This window comes from Amycolatopsis roodepoortensis, from assembly GCF_014873915.1.
In the GTDB taxonomy this organism is placed as follows: Bacteria; Actinomycetota; Actinomycetes; order Mycobacteriales; family Pseudonocardiaceae; genus Amycolatopsis; species Amycolatopsis roodepoortensis.
In genome coordinates this window covers 1,935,222-1,954,608 of the sequence record NZ_JADBEJ010000005.1, presented here as the reverse complement: position 1 = coordinate 1,954,608, position 19,387 = coordinate 1,935,222, and the positions used below count along the sequence as shown (strand labels likewise).

The 19,387-nt window shown below is 70.2% G+C and carries 21 protein-coding genes; 12 read left to right on the top strand and 9 right to left on the bottom strand.

Features of this window, described 5'->3' with window-relative positions:
• Positions 1-30: 30 nt before the first annotated feature.
• The gene (locus H4W30_RS28545) at positions 31-489 is read left to right on the top strand and encodes a hypothetical protein (RefSeq protein ID WP_192745635.1); all 459 of its coding nucleotides are present in this window, start codon (positions 31-33) and stop codon (positions 487-489) included.
• Positions 490-505: 16 nt separating this feature from the next.
• Here H4W30_RS28545 and H4W30_RS28540 read toward each other — a convergent pair whose 3' ends face one another.
• Both H4W30_RS28540 and H4W30_RS28535 read right to left on the bottom strand, forming a co-directional pair.
• Positions 506-1,150 (bottom strand): nitroreductase family protein, encoded by a 645-nt coding sequence (locus H4W30_RS28540; RefSeq protein WP_192745634.1) that lies wholly within the window; start codon positions 1,148-1,150, stop codon positions 506-508.
• 10 nt (positions 1,151-1,160) lie between these two features.
• Positions 1,161-2,006, bottom strand: a complete 846-nt coding sequence (locus tag H4W30_RS28535) for an alpha/beta fold hydrolase (protein WP_192745633.1) — start codon at positions 2,004-2,006, stop codon at positions 1,161-1,163.
• 57 nt (positions 2,007-2,063) lie between these two features.
• Here H4W30_RS28535 and H4W30_RS28530 point away from each other — a divergent pair, with 57 nt between their 5' ends.
• Positions 2,064-2,591, top strand: a complete 528-nt coding sequence (locus H4W30_RS28530) for a CGNR zinc finger domain-containing protein (RefSeq protein WP_192745632.1) — start codon at positions 2,064-2,066, stop codon at positions 2,589-2,591.
• Here the strand turns inward: H4W30_RS28530 and H4W30_RS28525 are convergent.
• Complete coding sequence (locus H4W30_RS28525) at positions 2,588-3,115, bottom strand: amino-acid N-acetyltransferase (RefSeq protein ID WP_192745631.1); 528 nt, start codon at positions 3,113-3,115, stop codon at positions 2,588-2,590. The genes H4W30_RS28530 and H4W30_RS28525 overlap by 4 nt on opposite strands.
• A gap of 88 nt (positions 3,116-3,203) precedes the next feature.
• Here H4W30_RS28525 and rimO point away from each other — a divergent pair, with 88 nt between their 5' ends.
• The 4 genes from rimO to H4W30_RS28505 all read left to right on the top strand — a co-directional run bounded on the left by rimO (position 3,204) and on the right by H4W30_RS28505 (position 6,299).
• Entirely contained in the window at positions 3,204-4,652 is a 1,449-nt protein-coding gene (gene rimO / locus H4W30_RS28520; protein ID WP_192745630.1) for a 30S ribosomal protein S12 methylthiotransferase RimO, read from the top strand.
• Entirely contained in the window at positions 4,649-5,290 is a 642-nt protein-coding gene (pgsA, locus tag H4W30_RS28515; protein WP_192745629.1) for a CDP-diacylglycerol--glycerol-3-phosphate 3-phosphatidyltransferase, read from the top strand. The genes rimO and pgsA overlap by 4 nt, the downstream gene beginning before the upstream one ends.
• A complete protein-coding gene (locus tag H4W30_RS28510) occupies positions 5,287-5,748 on the top strand; it encodes a CinA family protein (protein ID WP_192745628.1) in 462 nt (153 codons plus the stop codon). The genes pgsA and H4W30_RS28510 overlap by 4 nt, the downstream gene beginning before the upstream one ends.
• Positions 5,749-5,849: 101 nt before the next feature.
• A complete protein-coding gene (locus H4W30_RS28505; RefSeq protein WP_185927427.1) occupies positions 5,850-6,299 on the top strand; it encodes a helix-turn-helix domain-containing protein in 450 nt (149 codons plus the stop codon).
• Between the two features lie 52 nt (positions 6,300-6,351).
• Here the strand turns inward: H4W30_RS28505 and H4W30_RS28500 are convergent, their stop codons facing one another.
• Complete coding sequence (locus H4W30_RS28500) at positions 6,352-6,828, bottom strand: carboxymuconolactone decarboxylase family protein (protein ID WP_192745627.1); 477 nt, start codon at positions 6,826-6,828, stop codon at positions 6,352-6,354.
• Between the two features lie 170 nt (positions 6,829-6,998).
• On the opposite strand from H4W30_RS28500, the gene H4W30_RS28495 reads away from it, so the two are divergent.
• The 4 genes from H4W30_RS28495 to H4W30_RS28480 all read left to right on the top strand — a co-directional run bounded on the left by H4W30_RS28495 (position 6,999) and on the right by H4W30_RS28480 (position 11,963).
• A complete protein-coding gene (locus H4W30_RS28495) occupies positions 6,999-7,880 on the top strand; it encodes an RNA polymerase sigma-70 factor (protein ID WP_192745626.1) in 882 nt (293 codons plus the stop codon).
• 194 nt (positions 7,881-8,074) lie between these two features.
• On the top strand, positions 8,075-8,920 hold the full coding sequence (locus tag H4W30_RS28490) for a PspA/IM30 family protein (protein ID WP_126737591.1): 846 nt from the start codon (positions 8,075-8,077) through the stop codon (positions 8,918-8,920).
• A gap of 74 nt (positions 8,921-8,994) precedes the next feature.
• Complete coding sequence (gene pspM / locus H4W30_RS28485; protein WP_192745625.1) at positions 8,995-9,972, top strand: phage shock envelope stress response protein PspM; 978 nt, start codon at positions 8,995-8,997, stop codon at positions 9,970-9,972.
• A 392-nt stretch (positions 9,973-10,364) separates the two neighbouring features.
• Positions 10,365-11,963 carry an amidase family protein gene (locus H4W30_RS28480; RefSeq protein ID WP_192745624.1) on the top strand — a complete coding sequence of 533 codons (1,599 nt, stop codon included), beginning with the start codon at positions 10,365-10,367 and terminating at the stop codon, positions 11,961-11,963.
• Here the strand turns inward: H4W30_RS28480 and H4W30_RS28475 are convergent.
• From H4W30_RS28475 to H4W30_RS28455, 5 genes are all read right to left on the bottom strand, one after another.
• Positions 11,923-12,972 (bottom strand): quinone-dependent dihydroorotate dehydrogenase, encoded by a 1,050-nt coding sequence (locus H4W30_RS28475; RefSeq protein WP_192745623.1) that lies wholly within the window; start codon positions 12,970-12,972, stop codon positions 11,923-11,925. The two genes, H4W30_RS28480 and H4W30_RS28475, sit on opposite strands and share 41 nt — an antisense overlap.
• 180 nt (positions 12,973-13,152) lie before the next feature.
• Complete coding sequence (locus tag H4W30_RS28470) at positions 13,153-13,716, bottom strand: GNAT family N-acetyltransferase (RefSeq protein ID WP_192745622.1); 564 nt, start codon at positions 13,714-13,716, stop codon at positions 13,153-13,155.
• 356 nt (positions 13,717-14,072) lie between these two features.
• Complete coding sequence (gene add / locus H4W30_RS28465; protein ID WP_192745621.1) at positions 14,073-15,122, bottom strand: adenosine deaminase; 1,050 nt, start codon at positions 15,120-15,122, stop codon at positions 14,073-14,075.
• Positions 15,123-15,248: 126 nt separating this feature from the next.
• A complete protein-coding gene (locus H4W30_RS28460) occupies positions 15,249-16,052 on the bottom strand; it encodes an Fpg/Nei family DNA glycosylase (RefSeq protein WP_192745620.1) in 804 nt (267 codons plus the stop codon).
• 6 nt (positions 16,053-16,058) lie between these two features.
• Entirely contained in the window at positions 16,059-16,916 is an 858-nt protein-coding gene (locus H4W30_RS28455) for a ParA family protein (protein ID WP_126737598.1), read from the bottom strand.
• A gap of 109 nt (positions 16,917-17,025) precedes the next feature.
• On the opposite strand from H4W30_RS28455, the gene H4W30_RS28450 reads away from it, so the two are divergent.
• Together H4W30_RS28450 and dinB are read left to right on the top strand one after the other, a co-directional pair.
• Positions 17,026-17,757, top strand: a complete 732-nt coding sequence (locus H4W30_RS28450; protein ID WP_192745619.1) for a methyltransferase domain-containing protein — start codon at positions 17,026-17,028, stop codon at positions 17,755-17,757.
• Between the two features lie 399 nt (positions 17,758-18,156).
• Positions 18,157-19,374, top strand: a complete 1,218-nt coding sequence (gene dinB / locus H4W30_RS28445) for a DNA polymerase IV (protein WP_192746848.1) — start codon at positions 18,157-18,159, stop codon at positions 19,372-19,374.
• The last annotated feature ends 13 nt before the right edge of the window (positions 19,375-19,387 follow it).

Below are 19,387 nucleotides of genomic sequence, written 5' to 3'. Positions count from 1 at the left end.
GGACCGGAGCCTCCGCTACGTCCAGAGCACGTGGACCTCAAGAAGCTGCTCGTCGTCTTCTGCGCCCTGGTCGGCCTCGCCTGCGGAGCCGGCAGCTCCGCCGCGCGCGAAGAACCCGCCGCGAGCCGGGCGCCGGTGGTCCAGCCCGCGCCGGTACAGCGGCCTGTTCAAGACGCCGTCGAGCTGGGGGAGACCGTCGACCTCAAGGCCGGTGAAACGACCGAGGTCGCGTCGAAGGACGTCAGCATCCGCTTCGCGCGCCTGGTGTCCGATTCCCGCTGCGCCGAGGGAATGGTCTGCGTCTGGGAAGGCGAGGCCGTGATCGAGCTGGCGCTGGCCGAACCGGGACGCGGTGAGCGGACGACGGCGGCCCTCGCCTCCACCGGGCGTGGGGGCAGGCAGTCCGTCGAGTTCGCCGCCTGCCGGGTGGACCTGGTCGCCGTGAGTTCGGGGGGCGACCAGGTCACCCTGCGGGTGTCGAAGGCTTAGCGAGGGACGTGCTGTCTCACCGGAGCGCGTTGCCCCAGCCGTCGAGGTACGCGACCTCCGATACCGGCACCCGCGCCGCCGGTTTGAAATCCGGCACGGTCGTGTAGGCGACCGGCAGCAGCCCGACCTGCGTGACATCGGCGGGGATGCCGAGGATTTCGGCCGCCTCCGCCTCGTGGGTCAGGTGGTACGTCGTGAGCGTCGAGCCGAGGCCGCGTGACCGCAGCGCCAGCTGGAAGTTCCACACCGCCGGGAAGATCCCGCCGTAGAAAGCGGCGTCGGCGGCGTTGTCACCGCTGGGCCTGCCGGTCAGACACGGGATGACGAACACGGGCACCCGGTCGATCACGTCGATCAGGTGCTGACCCGACGCGAACGCCCGCGCCACCGAAGGCTCGTTGATCGCCTCGCCCAGCGCCGCCGCGTTCGTCTCCAGATATGCCTTCCCGACCCGCCGGAACAGCTCCGACAGCCGGTCCTTCACGCCCTGATCCCGCACCACGAGCCATCGCCACGCCTGCTGGTTGCCCGGCGTGGGCGCCTGGAGCGCGAGCCGCAGGCACTCTTCGATCACCTCGGGTTCCACCGGCCGGTCCAGGTCGAGCTTGCGGCGCACCGCGCGCGTCGTGCTGAGCAGGTGGTCGGTGACCGAGGTGTCCATGAGCCGCCTTTCAGAGATGTTGCGCGAGGAAGCGGTCGATCAGTTCGCTGATCGGTTCGAGGTCCTCTTCCAGCGCGAAATGCCCGGTGTCGAAGAGGTGAACCTCCGCCGAGGGAACATCATTCCGGAACGCTTCGGCGCCCGCAGGGACGAAGAACGGGTCGTTGCGCCCCCACACGGCGAGTACGGGCGGCTGGGCTTCGCGCAGCCACGCCTGGAACTTCGGATAGGCGGGCGGGTTGTTCCGGTAGTCCCAGAACAGGTCCAGCATCGCCTCCGCCCGGCCGGGCAGGCCGAGGAAGTACTGGTCCAGCAGGTGGTTCGCGGGATCGATGGTCTCCGGATCGCGGGCACCGCTGTACTGGAACCGGATCTGCTCCGGTTCGAGGATCGCCTCGAATCCACGCCGCGCCTCGGTTTCGTCGGTCAGGGACGGGAAGTCCGGCATCGCCGGACCGAGCCCTTCGACGTAGGCGTTGCCGTTCTGCGTGATCAGCGCCGTGATCTGGGACGGGCGCGAGACGGCCAGCCGCAGGCCTGTCGGGGCGCCGAAATCGAAGACGTAGAGCGCGTAGCGGCGCAGCTCCAGCGCGTCCACGAAGTCGCCGACCACTTCCGCGAGCCGGTCGAAGGTGAACGTGAAGCCCTCGGGCGTGACGGTCTGCCCGAAGCCGGGCAGGTCCGGCGCGACGAGCCGCCACCGGCCGGCGAGACGGCGCATCAGCCGCACGAACTGGTGTGAGGACGTCGGGAAGCCGTGCAGCAGGAGCAGCACGGGTGCTTCGGGGTCGCCTGCTTCGCGATAGAAGACCTCGACGTCGCCGAGTTTGACGGAACGGTGCCGGATGACGGCCATGACACTCCCTAATGGTTAAAACTGTCTTGAACCATTAGTACCTGATAGTGTCAAGGCATGCTCGATCTCGACTCGCTTCCCGGTGACGATCTCGCGGTGAACCTCGCCGACACCGTGATGCTGGCCGTCTCCCCGCCGATCGACCTGCTCGACGGCGGTCACGCGAAGTTCTGGGCGACCCAAGCTTTGCCCGAAGGTGCCCGGCCGCCTTCGGCCGAGCAGACGAGGCGCCTCCGTTCAGCGGTGCGTGAACTGCTGGAGGCGACAGTGGCCGCGCGGGAGCCCGAGGCGTGGGCGGTGGAGCGGGTCAACGCGGCCGCGGCCGCCGTCCCGACCAGCCCACGGCTCACCGCCGACGGCGCGAAGACGTCGTGGCATGGCGAGGACGGCGGCGAGATCGCGCTGGCCGCCGTCGCGGTCGCGGCGATCGACCTCGTGTCCGGGCCCCGTGCCGCTCAGCTGCGGCGATGCGGCGCGCACGACTGCTCGATGCTGTTCGTGGCGGCCAACAGCAGGCGGGTGTGGTGCACGCCGTCGCTCTGCGGCAACCGGGTCCGGGTCGCGCGCCACGCGAAGAAGGGCTAAAGCTCCAGCAGCATCCGGCTGTTGCCCAAGGTGTTCGGCTTCACGTACGGCAGGTCCAGGAACTCCGCGACACCCGGGTCGGCCGAGCGCCGCATCTCCTCGTAGACCTCCTGGGTCACCGGGGTGCCGTCGATCTCGACGAACCCGTGCCCGGCGAAGAAATGGGTCTCGAAGGTCAGCACGAAGAGCCGCCTCAGCCCGATCTCGCGGGCGAAATCGATCAGCTGCGCCACCAGCGCGTGCCCGATGCCGCGCCCCCGGGAGTCCTTGTCGACCGCGATGGTGCGCAGCTCGGCGATGTCCTCCCACAGCACGTGCAGCGCGCCGCAGCCGAGCACGTCGTCACCGTCTTCGACGACCCAGAACTCCTGGACGCTCTCGTAGAGGGTGACGAGTTCCTTCTCCAGCAGCACCGTCCCGGCGTCGGAATCGACCAGCGCCTTGATCTTGCGGACGTCCGCGATCCTTGCCCGGCGGACGGTGGGGCGGCGGTGCGAGAGAGGGTCTGAGGGCACGTCCACCATTAAGCCATCCCCGGCGCCCCGGCCGGCCGAGGGCTCGCCCGAGCGAGCGATCGCCGACCCCGCGAACAGGCCAGCTACCCTAAGGCACGTGCCTTCTCCCACCACTGATCCTGTCGCCACCCGTCGCGTTTCCTTGTTGACCCTCGGTTGCGCCCGCAACGAGGTCGATTCCGAGGAACTCGCCGGACGGCTGGCGGCGGGCGGCTGGGAGCTCGCCGCCGAGCCCGAGGACTCCGACGTCGTGGTGGTCAACACCTGCGGCTTCGTCGAGTCGGCCAAGAAGGACTCGGTCGACACGCTGCTCGCGGCGTCCGACACCGGCAAGAAGGTCGTCGCCGTCGGCTGCATGGCCGAGCGCTACGGCAACGAGCTGGCCGAGAGCCTGCCCGAGGCCGACGCGGTCCTGGGTTTCGACCACTACGCCGACCTCGCGGAGCGGCTCGACGACGTCGTGGCCGGCCGCAAGGTCGAGTCCCACACCCCGTCCGACCGCCGCAAGCTGCTGCCGATCAGCCCGGTCCAGCGTCCGACGGCCGCCGAGTCGGTCGAGGTGCCAGGGCACGCGCAGCACGGCTGGGGCCCGCGTGTGCTGCGGACCAGGCTCGACACCTCCCCGGTGGCCGCGCTGAAGATCGCGTCCGGCTGTGACCGCCGCTGCTCGTTCTGCGCGATCCCGTCGTTCCGCGGGTCCTTCGTGTCCCGGCAGCCGGACGAGATCGTCGCCGAAGCGATGTGGCTCGCGGAGAACGGCGTCAAGGAGGTCTTCCTCGTCTCGGAGAACTCCACCTCCTACGGCAAGGACTTCGGCCGTGACGGCGCCCGCGCGCTGGAGCTGCTGGTCCCGCGTCTGGCCGGGGTGCCGGGGATCGAACGCGTCCGCGTCTCGTACCTGCAGCCCGCCGAGACCCGTCCCGGCCTGGTCAAGGCCATCGCGACCACGCCGGGCGTCGCCGACTACTTCGACCTCTCCTTCCAGCACTCCAGCGAGACCGTGCTGCGCCGCATGCGCCGCTTCGGCTCCACGGACTCGTTCCTCGCGCTGTGCGACCAGATCCGGGAGTACTCGCCCAACGCGGGCATCCGCACCAACGTCATCGTCGGCTTCCCCGGCGAGACCGAGGAGGACCTCGCCGAGCTGGAGCGCTTCCTGACCGGCGCGCGGCTGGACGCGGTGGGCGTCTTCGGGTACTCGGACGAGGACGGCACCGAGGCCGAGACCTTCGACGGCAAACTCGACGAGTCCGTGGTGGCCGAGCGGGTCGCGCGGATCTCCGCGCTGGTCGAGGAGCTGACCTCCCAGCGGGCCGAGGACCGGATCGGCGATTTCGTCGACGTCCTGATCGAACAGGCCGAGGACGGCGAGGACCCGATCGGCCGCGCCGCGCACCAGGCGCCCGAGGTCGACGGCGAATGCGTCCTGATCGAGACCGAGGACCTGCCCAAGCTGGCGGTGGGTGACTTCGTGCGCTGCGAGGTCGTCGACTCCGAGGGTGTCGACCTGATCGTGCGGCCCGCGCCGCCCGAGGCCGACCGGTGAATGCCGCCCCGAGCGACGCCGGGGCCGGTGAGGGGACGGGCGGTGAGCACGCCCGGGTCCCCGAGGCCACGCCGGTCCCGACGCTGAACCTGGCGAACCTGCTCACGATGTCGCGGCTGGTGCTGGTGCCGCTGTTCGTGCTGGCGCTGTTCACCGGCGACGGGGCGGACACCTTCTGGCGCGCGATCGCCACCGCCCTGTTCGCGATCGCGTCGTTCACCGACCAGGTCGACGGCTGGGTCGCGCGCAAGTACGGGCTGATCACCGACTTCGGCAAGATCGCCGACCCGATCGCGGACAAGGCGCTGATCGGCGCCGCGCTGGTCGGGCTGAGCGTGCTCGGCGAACTGGGCTGGTGGGTCACCATCGTCATCGCGATCCGCGAGATCGGCGTGACGCTGCTGAGGTTCTGGGTCATCCGGCACGGCGTCATCCCGGCCAGCCGGGGTGGCAAGGCCAAGACGCTCGCCCAGATCGCGGCCATCACGGCGTACCTGCTGCCCTTGCCGGAGGCCGCCGAGCCGGTGCGCTGGGTGCTGATGGGGCTCGCCCTCGTGCTGACCGTCGTGACCGGGCTCGATTACGTCGTGCGCGCGGTCCGGCTGCGCGCGGCCGGAAGGCGTGCCGCGGGCGCATGAAACCTGAGACCTTGATCACTCACCTGATCGAGCGGCGGGAGACGGTGGCGACGGCCGAGTCGCTGACCGCCGGGCTCGTCTGCGCGACGCTGACCGAGGTCCCCGGTTCGAGTGCCGTCGTCCGAGGTGGACTGGTGGTCTATGCCACCGACCTCAAGGCGAAGCTGGCCGGCGTCGACGAAGACCTCCTCGCCGCGCATGGCGCCGTTCATCCCGAGGTCGCGGCGCAATTGGCCGCCGGCGCACGGGATCGATGCGGCGCCACGTGGGGCCTGGGCCTGACCGGCGTCGCGGGTCCGGACGGGCAGGACGGCGTCGCGCCGGGCACCGTCCACGTCGGCCTCGCGGGCCCGGGGGTGCTCACCGTCCGCACACTGGACTTGAGCGGTGATCGAGCCGCGGTCAGGGCCGGGGCGGTCTCGGGGGCGTTCGCCCTGCTGGGGGAACATCTCGCATGATCGCCGCGTTCGCCCTTGGCGTATTGCCGTGTCAACACCTGCGCCCGGGGCACCGCTCTGGGTAACGTAGGGGGTAGTCAGTCCTGGAAGGGAGGCGCGTGATGACCGTGCTGTTGCGCGAGGCGATCGGCGACCGGCTCCGACACGCCCGCACGAACCAGCGTCGAACGCTGCGGGACATCTCCCGCGCCGCCAGGGTGAGCCTCGGCTACCTGTCCGAGGTCGAGCGCGGGCAGAAGGAGGCGTCCAGCGAGTTGCTGGCGTCCATTTGCGAGGCCCTGGACCTTCCGCTGGGCGAACTCCTGCACAAGGTCGCGGCGGACGTCTCGGCGATGGACAACGTCGAGGTCGCCCCGGTGGACGAGAAGGTCGAAGCGGGCAAGCGGCGCGCTCCGGAGCGGGAAGGCGCCGAAGCGGGCGAGCTCGAAGGCGGTCGCCTGGTGTCCGAGTTGATCGGCAACGACCTGGCCGACCTGCGGATCTCGCCGCCGCCGCGGATGAGCCCCGCGCTGCGGACGACGATCTCCGCACCGAAGATGGTCGCCGCCTAGCGACGCTGTGAACGGCAAGAGGCCCCAGGCAGTCCGCCTGGGGCCTCTTCCGTCAGTTGTCGAACGTGCCCGGCTGGTAGGAGCCGCCCTTGGTGTGGGTGATGACGAGCAGCCGGTTGGCCGCGTTGATCATCGCGACCAGGTAGACCAGCGCGGCGACCTGGTCGTCGTCGTAGTGCTTGCGCAGCTGGGCCCAGGTCTCGTCGGAGACGCCCTGGTGCGCGTCGGCGATGCGGGTGCCTTCCTCCGCGAGCGCCAGCGCGGCCTGCTCGGCCTCGGTGAACACCGTGGATTCGCGCCAGGCGGCGACCAGGTTGACGCGGACCGCGGGTTCGCCGGCGGCCGCCAGGTCCTTGGCGTGGGCGTCGACGCAGAAGCCGCAGCCGTTGAGCTGGCTGGCCCGCAGGGACACCAGCTCCTGGGTGACCTTCGGCAGGGTCGAGCCCTTGATGGCCACACTGACGTTCGCGAAGCGCTTGCCGAGCTTGGCGCCGAGTTCGTTGCTGTTCAGATCGAAACGGGAATCCATGGTCTCGTCCTCTTTCGTGGTCGTGTGCTGAACCGGACGACCACCAGATGCCGGCGGCCCGGCGCCGCTGACAGCATCAGATCGTGACGTGCGTCACGGCGATGACGTGTCAGAAATCGAGGGGACGCGGCGTCTGGTGGGGACACCCGCGCCGAGAACAGGAGCCGTCCATGTCCGACACCGCCACTGAGGCGTTCGTCGCCCACCGGAATCTGCTGTTCACCGTCGCCTACGAGATGCTCGGCTCGGCCGCCGACGCCGAAGACGTCCTCCAGGAGACCTGGCTGCGCTGGTCGGGCGTCGACCTCGGCACCGTGGAGAACCCGAGGGCGTACCTGGTCCGCATCACCACCCGGCAGGCGCTCGGCAGGCTGCGCACGCTCGGCCGGCGCAAGGAGTCCTACGTCGGCCCGTGGCTGCCCGAACCCCTGCTCACCAGCCCCGATGTGGCCGAAGACGTCGAACTGGCCGACAGCGTCTCGATGGCCATGCTGCTGGTGCTGGAGACCCTCACCCCGACCGAACGCGCGGTGTTCGTGCTGCGCGAGGTGTTCGACGTGCCCTACGCCGAGATCGCCGAAGCCGTCGGCAAGACCCCGGCCGCGGTCCACCAGATCGCCCACCGGGCGCGGGCGCACGTCGCCGCGCGGAGGCCCCGTGGTGCCGCGTCGCCCGGCGAGACGAAGGGCGTGCTCGACGCGTTCCACCGCGCGGTCCGGACCGGTGATCTGCAAGGACTGCTCGACGTCCTGTCGCCGGACGTCGTCTTCCTCGGCGACGGGGGCGGAGTGGCGCAGGCCCTGCTGGAGCCCGTGGTCGGCGCCGCGCTGGTCGCGCCGCTGCTCGCCGCGAGCCGCCCGGTGCGGGACGACGCGGCGACGATGCGGACGGCGCAGGTCAACGGGTATCCCGCGCTGATCCTCCGGCTCGGTGACGAGGTCGACACCGTCGTCGCGCTGCGGGTGGAGGACGGGCTCATCACCGGGCTCTACGCCGTGCGCAATCCCGAGAAGCTGTCACGCATGGACGAGGAGACCGCGCTGCGCCGCTGACGGAGGGTGAACCCGAAACGTCGTGGACGTCACAGTCAGGGGGATCCCTGAATTCCGTCGGGGTCGCCTGGAACGCGGGACGCCGACCTGACACGATGGAACTCAACGCCGGGGTCGGGACGTTGCAACATCACAGAGGGGACGCCCCACCTCGAGGTAACAGCCCGTGGGATGCGAGAAGGCAGGCGGAGGAGATGGCCAACCCGTTCGTGAAGTTCTGGAAGTACATGATGGCGGCGTTCTCGTCGAAGATCGACGAGCACGCCGACCCGAAGGTACAGATCCAGCAGGCCATCGAGGAGGCGCAGCGCAACCACCAGGCGCTGACCCAGCAGGCCGCCTCGGTGATCGGTAACCAGCGTCAGCTGGAGATGAAGCTGAACCGCCAGCTCGGCGACGTGGAGAAGCTGCAGGCTTCGACCCGCCAGGCGCTGGTGCTCGCCGACGAGGCGCGTGCCAAGGGCGACGAGCAGAAGGCGACCGAGTTCGAGAACGCGGCGGAGAGCTTCGCCGCGCAGCTCGTCACCGCCGAGCAGAGCATCGAGGACCTCAAGACCCTGCACGACCAGTCGCTTCAGGCTGCGGAGCAGGCGAAGAAGGCCGTCGAGCGCAACGCGACCATGCTGCAGCAGAAGCTGGCCGAGCGCACCAAGCTGCTCTCGCAGCTGGAGCAGGCGAAGATGCAGGAGCAGGTCTCCGCCTCGCTGAACCAGATGAGCCAGCTGGCCGCGCCGGGCAACACCCCGTCGCTGGAAGACGTTCGCGACAAGATCGAGAAGCGCTACACCACCGCGCTGGGCTCGGCCGAACTCGCACAGAACTCCGTCCAGGGCCGGATGATGGAGGTCCAGGCCTCCACGACGCAGCTCGCGGGGCACTCGCGGCTGGAGCAGATCCGCGCGTCCATGAAGGGTGACTCCGTCGCTCAGGTGACCGACGGCAAGACCGCCGCCGCACCGGCGAAGGGGTCGAGCTCCGCGGACATCCAGCGTGAGATCCAGGCACGGGTTCAGGCCGAACAGGGCAAGAACCCCGCCTGACACACCAACGGGAGCCGGTCCCGCACCCCGCGCGGGTGCGGGACCGGTCTCACCAGAAGACAGGGGAGAGGGCAATGGGCCAGGGCAGGCGCAAGGACTTCGGGGAGTTCACCGCCAAGCTTGAGAAGCACATCGAGAAGCTGCCCGACTACGCCCAGCGCGCGCAGGAGAAGCTGCAGCGCTACATCCCGCCCTCCGAGCAGGGTTCTTCGCCGCGGCCCGCTCCGCCGGCGCCGCCCCGGCCGCGCCCGCAGGTGCCCGCCATCCCGAAGATCTCCCAGCAGCTGACGTCGATGGCCGCGGGCCAGATCCCGGTCGTCGCCGACGCGAAGGCGAAATGGGCGCGCTGGAACGAACCCGCCGCCAAACTGGAGCGCCGCAAGCGCCGCACTTCGCGGGCGCTGACGTTCTGGATCCTCCTCACCTTCCTTTGTGGACTGTTCGCCGTCGTCGCGGGCACCGGCCTGTTGAAGGACGGCCAGGCCGACGTCCTCCAGGCCATCGCGGGCGGCGCGTTCGCCGTCATCTTCGGCACCTTCGGGGTCAAGTCGGGGCTGCGGTTGCGGGAGCTCAAGCGCACCGTGCTGCCCGCGGCGCCCGCCGCTCCGCCGCCGCTGCCTCCGGCGCGGTCCGTCGCGCGTGAGCCGATGGAGCGCCTCGCCGAGAGCGAGGCTTCGCTGGCGGAGCTGCTTCGCCAGCTTTCGCAGCCGACGTCGCTCGGCACCATGCCGGTCTCGGAGATCGCCGTCGCGGACGCCCGGACCACCGCCGCCGAGGCGGCTCAGGCCCTCCGCGGGCTGGCCGGCCGGATCCAGGCCATCGAACGCGGACGTGACGCGGCACCCGAGCGGGAACGCGGCGCTCTCGACGCCGCCGTCAAGCAACTCCGCGAGCAGCTCGACGACGGTCTCGACGGTTACGGCGGTCTCGTCGCGGCCGCCGGCCACACCGTCGCCGCGAGCTCGGACGGCATGACGTCGTCCAAGGAACAGCTCTCCGACGCGACCGACAAGCTCGCCGGCCTCGCCATGGCCCTGCGCGAGCTGTCCTGACGCGCGACTCGCGTGATCAGAGGCGTAACTCGCGTGTTTGGAGGCGTAACTCACGAGTTACGCCTCCAAACACGCGAGTTACGCGTTCGATCACGCGAGTTACGCAAACGGGTAGGCTCTGAGCAGGCGCTTTCCTGGACCATCGTCTCATTCGTCGTCGCTAATACTCCATTGCGTAACGACATGCTCACTGTGTGATACCGAAACGCTCGCGTAACCCGAAACCGCTGGTGAGGGCGACTCGCGATGCCTAACGTTTCCTCCATGCACGCAGTGCTCTTCCCAGCTCGGGCCTGAACCCAGCCCGCGTGAGCGGGCGTTCCAGGGTGGGGGACCGGACACAGTGGATCTCGCAGTGGTCTTTCTCGTCCCCGCCGAGGAAAGGACGCCCAGTGACGACGCTCCCCCCGGAACCAGAACCGGCCCCCGCTCCTCCTCCCAGTGCCTATCAGCGCGTCATCGCCGCCTACGACCGGATCGTCGAGGTCGACCGGCCCGACGTCTGGATCACCTTGCGCCCCGTGGAAGACACCCTCGTGGACGCGAAGGCGGTCGACGAACGTCTTCGCGCGGGCGCGGACCTGCCGCTCGCGGGGACGTTGGTGGCGGTCGCCGACGCCATCGACGTCGCCGGCGCCACCTCCGTCTCGCGACTGACCGCGGCCGGCGCGGTCGTGATCGGCAAGACCAACTGCGACCGGTTCGGCAGCGACCTCGAACACACCCGCAGCCCGTATGGCGCCGTGAGCGCCGCGCTCAACACCGATCGGGTCTCCGGGAGCGCGAGCAGCGGCGCGGCCGTCGCCGTCGCGCTCGGTCTCGTCGATCTGGCGGTCGGCACGGACACGGCCGGCGCGGGCCGGGTTCCCGCTTCCCTCAACGGGATCGTCGGGTTGAAGCCGACATTGGGGCTCGTGCCGAAGACCGGCGCCGCGCCGTGCGGCGGGATCGCCGTCTTCGCCCGCAGCCTCACCTTGGGACAGCGCGCCTTGGGGCTGATGACCGGTCCCGACGGGATCGACCCGCTTTCCCGCGACTGGCCGCCGGACGTCCGGCTGTCCGCGGGCGACCGGCCGCGGGTGGCGATCCCGGGTTCCGACACGCTCACCGGCCTGTCGCTGCAGTCCCGGTCCGCCTTCCTCGGCGCGGTTTCCGCGCTTCGGGCGTCCGGCGCACGGGTGGAGACCGTGGAGGTCTCGGCGTTGCTGACGGTGGGCGGGTTGATCCACGACGACGGCTTCACCGCCGACCGGGTGCGTGTCGCCGAGGCCGGGATGCTCGCGCTCCGGATGCTGTCGGAGTACGACGCCCTCGTGCTCCCGACGGTCGCGGATCATCCCTCGGTCGCCGAGGCGCTGTCCGATCCGGACGGTGTCGCGAAACGGCTGGAGCGGTTCACCGCGTTCGTCAACCTGCTCGACCTCGCCGCGGTCACGGTGCCGTCGTCGCCGTCGGATCTGGGGCCGTACGGGGTTTCCGTGGTGGTACGGCCGTTCGACGACCAGGTCGCCATCGACCTCGCCGCCGTGCTCACCGACGAGCAGGCCGATTTCCCTTATCCCGCACCGGGTGCGGATCTCGTGGTGTTCGGCGCGCACCTGCGCGGCCAGCCGTTGAACGGAAGCCTGGTCGCCGCGGGGGCCCGGTTCACCGGTCTGGTCCGGACCGGCGAGGGCTATCGGATGTTGTTGCTGCCCACCGATCCACCGCAGCCGGGAGTCGTGCCGGTGAGTGCCACGGGCGAGCACACGATGCTTTCGGGTGAACGCTGGCGGCTCTCGCCCGCCGCGCTCGGTGCCTTCGCGGCGACGCTGCCCGCCCCGTTCGTCCTGGGCCGGATCCGGTTGGAGCACGGGGAAACCCCGCTGGCGGTCCTGTGCGACCAGGCCGCCGCGGCGACGGCGACGGAGCTGACGAGATACCAGTGCTGGCGTGCCTACCTGAGGTTCGTCAGTACGGCCGGGCCGCGAGACCTCGGGCGACCCGCTTGACCAAGCCGGGACCGTGCAGGGCGAAACCGGTGTAGAGCTGGACCAGACCGGCGCCGGCGTCGAGCATCCGGGCGGCGGCGCCGGCGTCGAAGATCCCGCCGACGCCGATGATCGGCAGCTCGCCGCCGGTCTCGTCGTGCACGAACCGCACCACCTCGACCGAGCGCGCGGTGAGCGGGCGGCCGGACAACCCGCCCGCCTGCTCACCGACGGCGGCCTCCGTCGGGGCGATCCCTTCGCGTGACAGCGTCGTGTTGGTCGCGATCAACCCGGCGACACCGTGGTCGAGGCAGACCTCCAACAGCTCCGCGAGCGCTTCGTCGGTGAGGTCGGGGGCGACCTTCACCAGCACCGGCGTCGGCTTCGCATCCCCGGCGAGTTCGGCCGAGGTCTTCCGCAGCTCGGCGAGCAGTTCGGCCAGCGCGGACTTGTCCTGCAGCGCCCGCAGCCCCGGCGTGTTCGGGGAACTGACGTTGATCGCGAAGTAGTCGGCGTACGGGTACAGCGCCCGCAGCGAGAACCGGTAGTCCTCGACGGCTTCGTCGAGCGGGGTCACCTTGGACTTGCCGATGCTGATGCCGAGCGGCACGGGCGGTTTCCCGGTCGCGGCGAGGCGGGCGGCGAGCGCCTCCGCGCCCTCGTTGTTGAAGCCCATCCGGTTGATCACCGCGTCGGTCTCGGCGAGGGTGAACAGCCGCGGTTTGTCGTTGCCCGGCTGCGGATACCGGGTGACCGTGCCGACCTCGACGAAGCCGAAACCGAGCGCGGGCCAGGCGTGCAGGGCGCGGCCGTTCTTGTCCATCCCGGCGGCGAGGCCGACCCGGTTCGGGAAGCGGAGCCCGAGGAAGGTGACCGGATCGTCCGTCCGGTAGACGCGGCCGAGCGCGGCGAGCGCGGGGGAGACCCGGCTCAGCCTGGCGAGCGAGCCGATGGTGCGTTCGTGCACGGTTTCGGGGTCGCTGCCGGAGACCCGGTAGAGGGCGGGACGGACGATCTTGTCGAAAAGCACGGCCCCATCATGCCTGGTGGCCGACGTGCCGAATGATCCCGCTTGCCTTAGGCCCGTGGCGACGCCTTCCCCGGGCCGAGACGGACGTCTCACGGTGCCCGAAGGCGTATCACGCGTGCGTGGAAGCGGAACTCGCGTGATTGGAGGCGTAACACGCCGGAGGCCGAGTTTCGGCCTTGATCACGTGCGGCTCGCCTTCCACTCGTCTTCGAGCATCGCGAAGACGAGTTCGTCACACCACTCGCCCTTCACGATCTCGTTCTCCCGCAGATGCGCTTCCTTTTTCATGCCGAGGCGTTCCATCAGCGCGGCGGACGCGGTGTTGCGCCCGTCACAGCGGCCGATGATCCGGTGCAGGCCGAGGTCTTCGAACCCGAGCCGAAGCACCTCGACGGCGGCCTCCGCGGCGAGCCCCTTCCCGTGGTGATCGGGATGGAAGACGAATCCGATCTCGCCCTGCCGGTGCTCGCTGCTGAGGTACTCGAGGTTCAGGTCGCCGATCAGCTGTCCGGTCTCGGTCAGTTCCGCGGCCACCGCGAGGAACTGGCCTTCCTTCGACAGGGTGCTGCTGTGCACCCGTTTGGCGAGCGCGGCGGCGGATTCGGCCCGGCTGCGCGGGCCCCAGTAGAGGTAACGGGCGACGTCGGCGCGGGACTGGAAGGAGTTGAGTTCGTCGAGATCCGCCGGCGTGAAGGCACGGAGGGTCAGGCGCTGGGTGATGATCGGGAAATCGGGCCTCAGCATGGTGTCAGGCTATCGAGTCGGAGAGGTTCCTGGGGGCGGAACCGCGGCGGACGGTCCTTCGGGGCGACGGACGGCACACCCCGGAAATAGGGGTACCCCCGAGGCGGCTCCCGGACGCCGGAATCGGCGGCCGGGCCCGAGCCGGACCGGTGCTCGGGAACCTCGGGGGCCCGGTGACTGCCTGGTATTCGCTATCAGGCATCACGCGAAGCAGAGACGACGAGCCGAAGGTGGCTCCAACTTGCGTTGTATCGCTGCTCTGAAGTCCTACGCGTGGGGTCCGCTAGCGGACAGCCACCTCACGAGTCCTGTTGGAATACAACTTTGGACCACCTCCTCTCTCGTGTACCGCCACGCTATGCGAGGAGTTCGGGGTCCTGCAACAAGATTTCTTCGATCTCCGTCACCAGGACGGTCTTGTCCGCCGACGGCAGAAAAGAGGCGTCCACGGCATTCTTCGCGAACAGGGCGATTTCGGCCGCCGTCAGGCCCAGGGCCTCGGCCACCGCCACGTACTCGCCGTCGAGGGTGGCGCCGAACATCGGTGGGTCGTCGGTGTTGAGCGTGACCAGCACACCGTGATCGAGCAGCCGTCGCACGGGATGCGCCGCGATCGACGCGAACTGCCCGGTCCGGATATTGGAAGTCGGGCAGACCTCCAGCGGGATCCGTTGCAAGGCAAGGTATTCCATCAGCGCCGGGTCGGTGTGCGCGCCGACGCCGTGCCCGATCCGCTCCGCGCCGAGATCGTGCACCGCCGACCAGACAGTGGCGGGCCCGGTGGTCTCGCCCGCGTGCGGGACGCTGTGCAGCCCCGCCTCCCTGGCCGCGGTGAAGAACGGGGCGAACTGCGCCCGGCCGACGCCGACCTCGGGGCCGCCGAGCCCGAAGGAGACCAGTCCTTCGGGGCGTTCGCGGAGCGCGAACACGACCGTCTCCCGGCCGGCCACGACGCCCTTCTCGCCGGGAATGTCGAAGCACCAGGCCAGCTCCACCCCGTGGTCGGCCCGTGCCGCGGCCCGCCCGGAGGCGAGACCGGTGAGGAGATCGTCCGCCGGCATGCCGTCGAGGACGTGGTTGTACGGCGTCACGGTCACCTCGGCGTAGCGGGCGTTCTGCGCGGCCAGATCGGCCGCCAGCCCGGTGACGAGGGTGTGGATGTCGCGGGCGTCGCGCACCAGCGACGTCACCGCCAGGTAGTTGCGGAGGAAATGCGGGAAATCGCGGAAGGTGAAGAACTCGGCGAGCGCCGACGGCTCCGTCGGCACCCCCGCGGACGGGCGGCGGCGGGCCAGTTCCAGCACCGTGGGCAGGCTCGCCGAACCGACGAGATGGACGTGGAGTTCGACCTTGGGCAGGGCGTGCACGAACGCGCGCAGCGCCGTGCCCGTGAGGATTCCGGGCATGACAAAGCTCCCTGAGAGTGAAGAGAAAGGTGACGTGCGGAGGGAGCGGGCGGCTCAGGGAGCGAGGTCGCCGCGTTCGGTGTCGGCCCCGTAGAGCGGGAGCTTGAACAGCGTCACGAGACCAGCTTAGCCGCTCGGGGCGGGCCCGGACTGGCATTTCGGGCAGAACCACGTCGGCCTCGCCTGGTGCCCGGCGCCCTGGGGCGCGACGCGAAGCCGTCCGCCGCAACGGAAGCAGCCCTGCTTGGTCCGCTCGTAGACCCAGTGCTCGCGGCCGCGGCGCAGATCGCCGGTGGTGGTCTGCGAGGTGCGCCACGCGTTGCTCTTCAGTAGCTTCCGGCCGAGCGCGACGACCTTCGCCGGGTCCACTTCGGACACCGGGGTCCACGGCGTGACGCCGAGCAGGAAGCACATCTCGACCTTGTACATGTTCCCGATCCCGGCCATGATCCGCTGATCCAGCAGGGCATCGCCGAGTTCGCGGTCCGGATCCGCGGCCAGCGCGGCCGCCGCCCGCTCCGCGAGCTCGTCCGTCCATTGTGGATCGAGCAGGTCCGGGCCGAGATGCCCGACCAAGCGGTCTTCCTCAGCCGTGGGCACGAGTTCCAGGTCGTGCACGCGGAAACCGATCGCCTGCAGATCCTCGGTGGCCAGGATGACCCGCGCCTGATGCGCCGGATGCCGCCAGCGCGCCCCCACCCGGTAGACGTCCCACTTGCCGTCCATGCGGAGATGGCTGTGGAGGGTGAGGTCTCCGGAGAGGCGGGTCAGCAGATGCTTGCCGACCGTGCCGACACCGAGCACGTCGCGTCCGGCGAGATCCGTCGTCGCCAGCTGGGGGACCCTGAACTCGCCCCGCAGCAATGTCTTGCCCGCCAACGCCTTGTCGAGGACCTTGCCGGCGAGGAAGACGGTGTCGCCTTCGGGCATCGGACGTCAGCCCGTGCCGGTGTCGCTCAGCTTGGCGGGTGCCTCGGGCTCTTCTTCGCCGCGGACGCGATGCCGCCCGGCCCGGCTCGACCGCAGGACCTTCGCGAGCACCATGTTGAAGGTGAGCGCGATCTCCTGCGCCCCGGGGGAATGCCACTCGTGGATCGGGCTGCACGCGCCCTGTGCCTGCTGCACGGCGAGCCTGTCCGGGATGGCGGTCGGCATCACCAGCGGGCCAAAGTTCTCCCGCAGCTCGGCCACGCGGAACTGGTGCTCGTAGGAGCGCACGCGGAGCTTGTTGACCACGACGCCGATCGGCCGCAGCCCCGGGTTCTGCTCTTCGCGGATCTTCTCGATCGCGTCGAGCGCGCGGCGCGCGCCGGAGACGGCATACATCGTCGGCTCGGTGACGATCAGGGCGCTGTCCGCGGCCACCAGCGCGGAGCGGGTCAGCCTGCCGAGCGACGGCGGGCAGTCGAGGATCACCAGTTCGTAGGGTTCCTCGCGCAGCGGATTCGTGTGCAGCTCGTCGAGCGCGCGGGAGAGGTTCTCCAGGCGGCGGCTGTCGGCGTCGGGCTCGTTGAGCATCTCCAGCTCTTCGGCGCCGACGAGGACGTCGATCTGGTCGCTCCACACGCTGGGCGCGATCGCGCGTTCGAGCACCGAGCGCACCGGCGTCTCCAGGACGTCGGCCAGCGTGCGATCGGTGAAGGGCGGGTCCAGCGAGGTGGTGGCGTTGCCTTGCGGGTCGAGGTCGGCCACGAGAGTCCGGGCGCCCCTACGCAGCGCGGCGGACGCGACACCGAGGGCGACCGTCGTTTTACCGACGCCACCCTTCAGGCTGAGAACAGCGACCGTGTGCACTCGATACAGCCTACGGGCAGTCGGCGGGGTGGCTCCGTGGCAAGGTGTCGAACACCGCATCGGACTACACCCGGCGGGCCGGCGAAGGCGGGCATTACCCTGTGCGTTTATGAAGACGGACACCGTGGCCACGCGGGGATCGGGGGCGGTTCGCCGGGTTCTCGAAGCAGAACTCCGGGCCGCACGGGCGCGAGGCGCACAACAGCCGCACGTCGTCGACGTCGGCGGCGGCAGCGGCGGCTGGGCGGTGCCGCTGGCCTCGGCGGGTTGCCTGGTGACCGTGGTCGAGCCGAACCCCAACGCGCTGGCGACCCTGCGCCGCCGCGCCGAGGAAGAGGGCGTCTCCGGCAGCATCACGGTGATCGCCGACGACTCCGACGCGCTCGGCGCCCACGTCGAGGCGGGCTCGGCCGATCTCGTGCTCGCGCACGGGCTGCTCGAAGTCGTCGACGACCCGGCGCTCGTGCTCACCGCGCTGGCCGCCGCGGTGCGCCCCGGTGGCGCCGTGTCGGTGCTGGTCGCGAACCGCCACGCCGCGATCCTGCAGCGCGCGCTGGCCGGACGCCTCGGGGAGGCGCGGGAACTCCTCGCGGCCGAGAGCGGCGTCCTGGGTGGCGGCCGGGAGACCGTGCTGCGGCGCTTCGACGCGGAGGGCCTCCGCACCCAGCTGGTCGAGGTGGGGCTCGAGGTGACCTCGCTGCAGGGCGACGGTGTCGTGGCGGACTTCGTGCCCGGTGGGGTGCGGGAAGAGGACCTGGCGGAGTTCGAGCTGGCGGCGGCTTCGGTCCCGCCGCTGCGGGACGTCGCCAGCAGGCTGCACGTCCTGGCCCACCGTCCCTGACCACTCACGGGACCGTCGGTGGTCCGAGCGCTGGTGATCCCCGGTCCGGTCGGTGAAGGCCTGGGGGAGGGGTGTCGCGAAAGCCACTTTCGGGACATCAGACGTCTCGAAAGTGGCTTTCGCGACATGCTCGCCAGAGCGGGTCGTGCCGGACATGGCCGACGTTGGGAAAGCCACTTTCGCAACCCTCAACGTTGCGAAAGTGGCTTTCGCAACCCCCTGCCAAGCCCGGCACCCACCAGGACCTCACCAGTACAGGTGCGCTCCGAAACGCCACCCGTGCACCCGCGGTAGGTACACAAGACACCCTCGGCCCCCACGTCCCTGACCACTCACGAGACTGTCGGTGGTCCGGGTTAACGTCCGGGGGTGGGGAGAAACGCTGAACTGCCCGGCGGGATGGCCCGCTACCGCGTGACGACCGGCGCCACCACCTGGCCCGATGACACCGGCTGCGGCCTGCTGCACGTCGACATGGACGCCTTCTTCGTGTCCTGCGAGCTGCGCACGCGCCCCGAGCTGGAGGGCAAACCGGTGGTCGTCTCCGGCGGCGGGCCGAGGTCCGTCGTCGCGGCGGCGAGCTACGCGGCACGCGAGTTCGGCGTCCGGTCGGCCATGCCGTTCTCGACGGCCAAACGCCTCTGCCCCCAGCTGATCTGCATCACGCCGACGCCGGGGCTCTACGGCGAGGTCTCCAAGGGCGTCATGGGGATCTTCCGCGAGCTGACGCCGCTGGTCGAGCCGCTGAGCCTGGACGAGGCGTTCCTGGACGTCAGCGGGGCGCTCAAACGGCTGGACTCCTCGCCCGCGCGGCTCGGCGCCTGGATCCGGGAGCGGGTCGCCGCCGACTTCGGGATCAGCTGCTCGGTCGGCGTCGCGAAGGTCAAGTTCGTCGCCAAGCTGGCGTCCGGGATGGCGAAACCGGACGGCATGGTCGTCGTCCCGGCGGCCGAGACGCTCGCGTTCCTGCACCCGTTGCCCGTGTCGGCACTGTGGGGCGTCGGCAAGCGCACCGAGGAGCAGCTGCGGCAGCAGGGTCTCGACACCGTCGCCGACGTCGCCACCGCTCCGCTGTCCAGGCTGAGGCGGTCGCTCGGGCGGGCGCTGGGGGAGCATCTGTACGCGCTCGCGAACGGGCACGACGATCGCAAGGTCGTCCCGGAGTCGCCGGACAAGTCGATCGGCGCCGAAGTGACCTTCGATGTGGATCTCCACGACCGCGCGGCGCTGGGGCTGGAACTGCTCCGGCTGTCGGAACGCGTCGCCGCCACCCTGCGCCGCCGGGGGCTGCGCGGGCGGACGGTGTCGATCAAGGTCCGGTTCGCGGATTTCAAGACGATCACCCGCGCCAGGACGACCGCCGTGGGAGTGGACGTGGCCCGCGACATCCACCGCACCGCCGTCGAACTCCTGACCGAGCACGCGCCGACGGGCGCAGTCCGCCTGATCGGGGTAAGGGTCGAGGGATTGGACACGGAGAGTGATGGAGAGCAGCTGCTTTTTGAGTCACCCGAACCCCGTTGGCGGGATGCGGAAGTCGCCGCCGACGTCGCGAGGTCGAAGTTCGGGGCCGCGGCGGTGCGGCCCGCGTCACTGCTGACCCCTCGTGACCAGTGACTTAGCCCGCTCG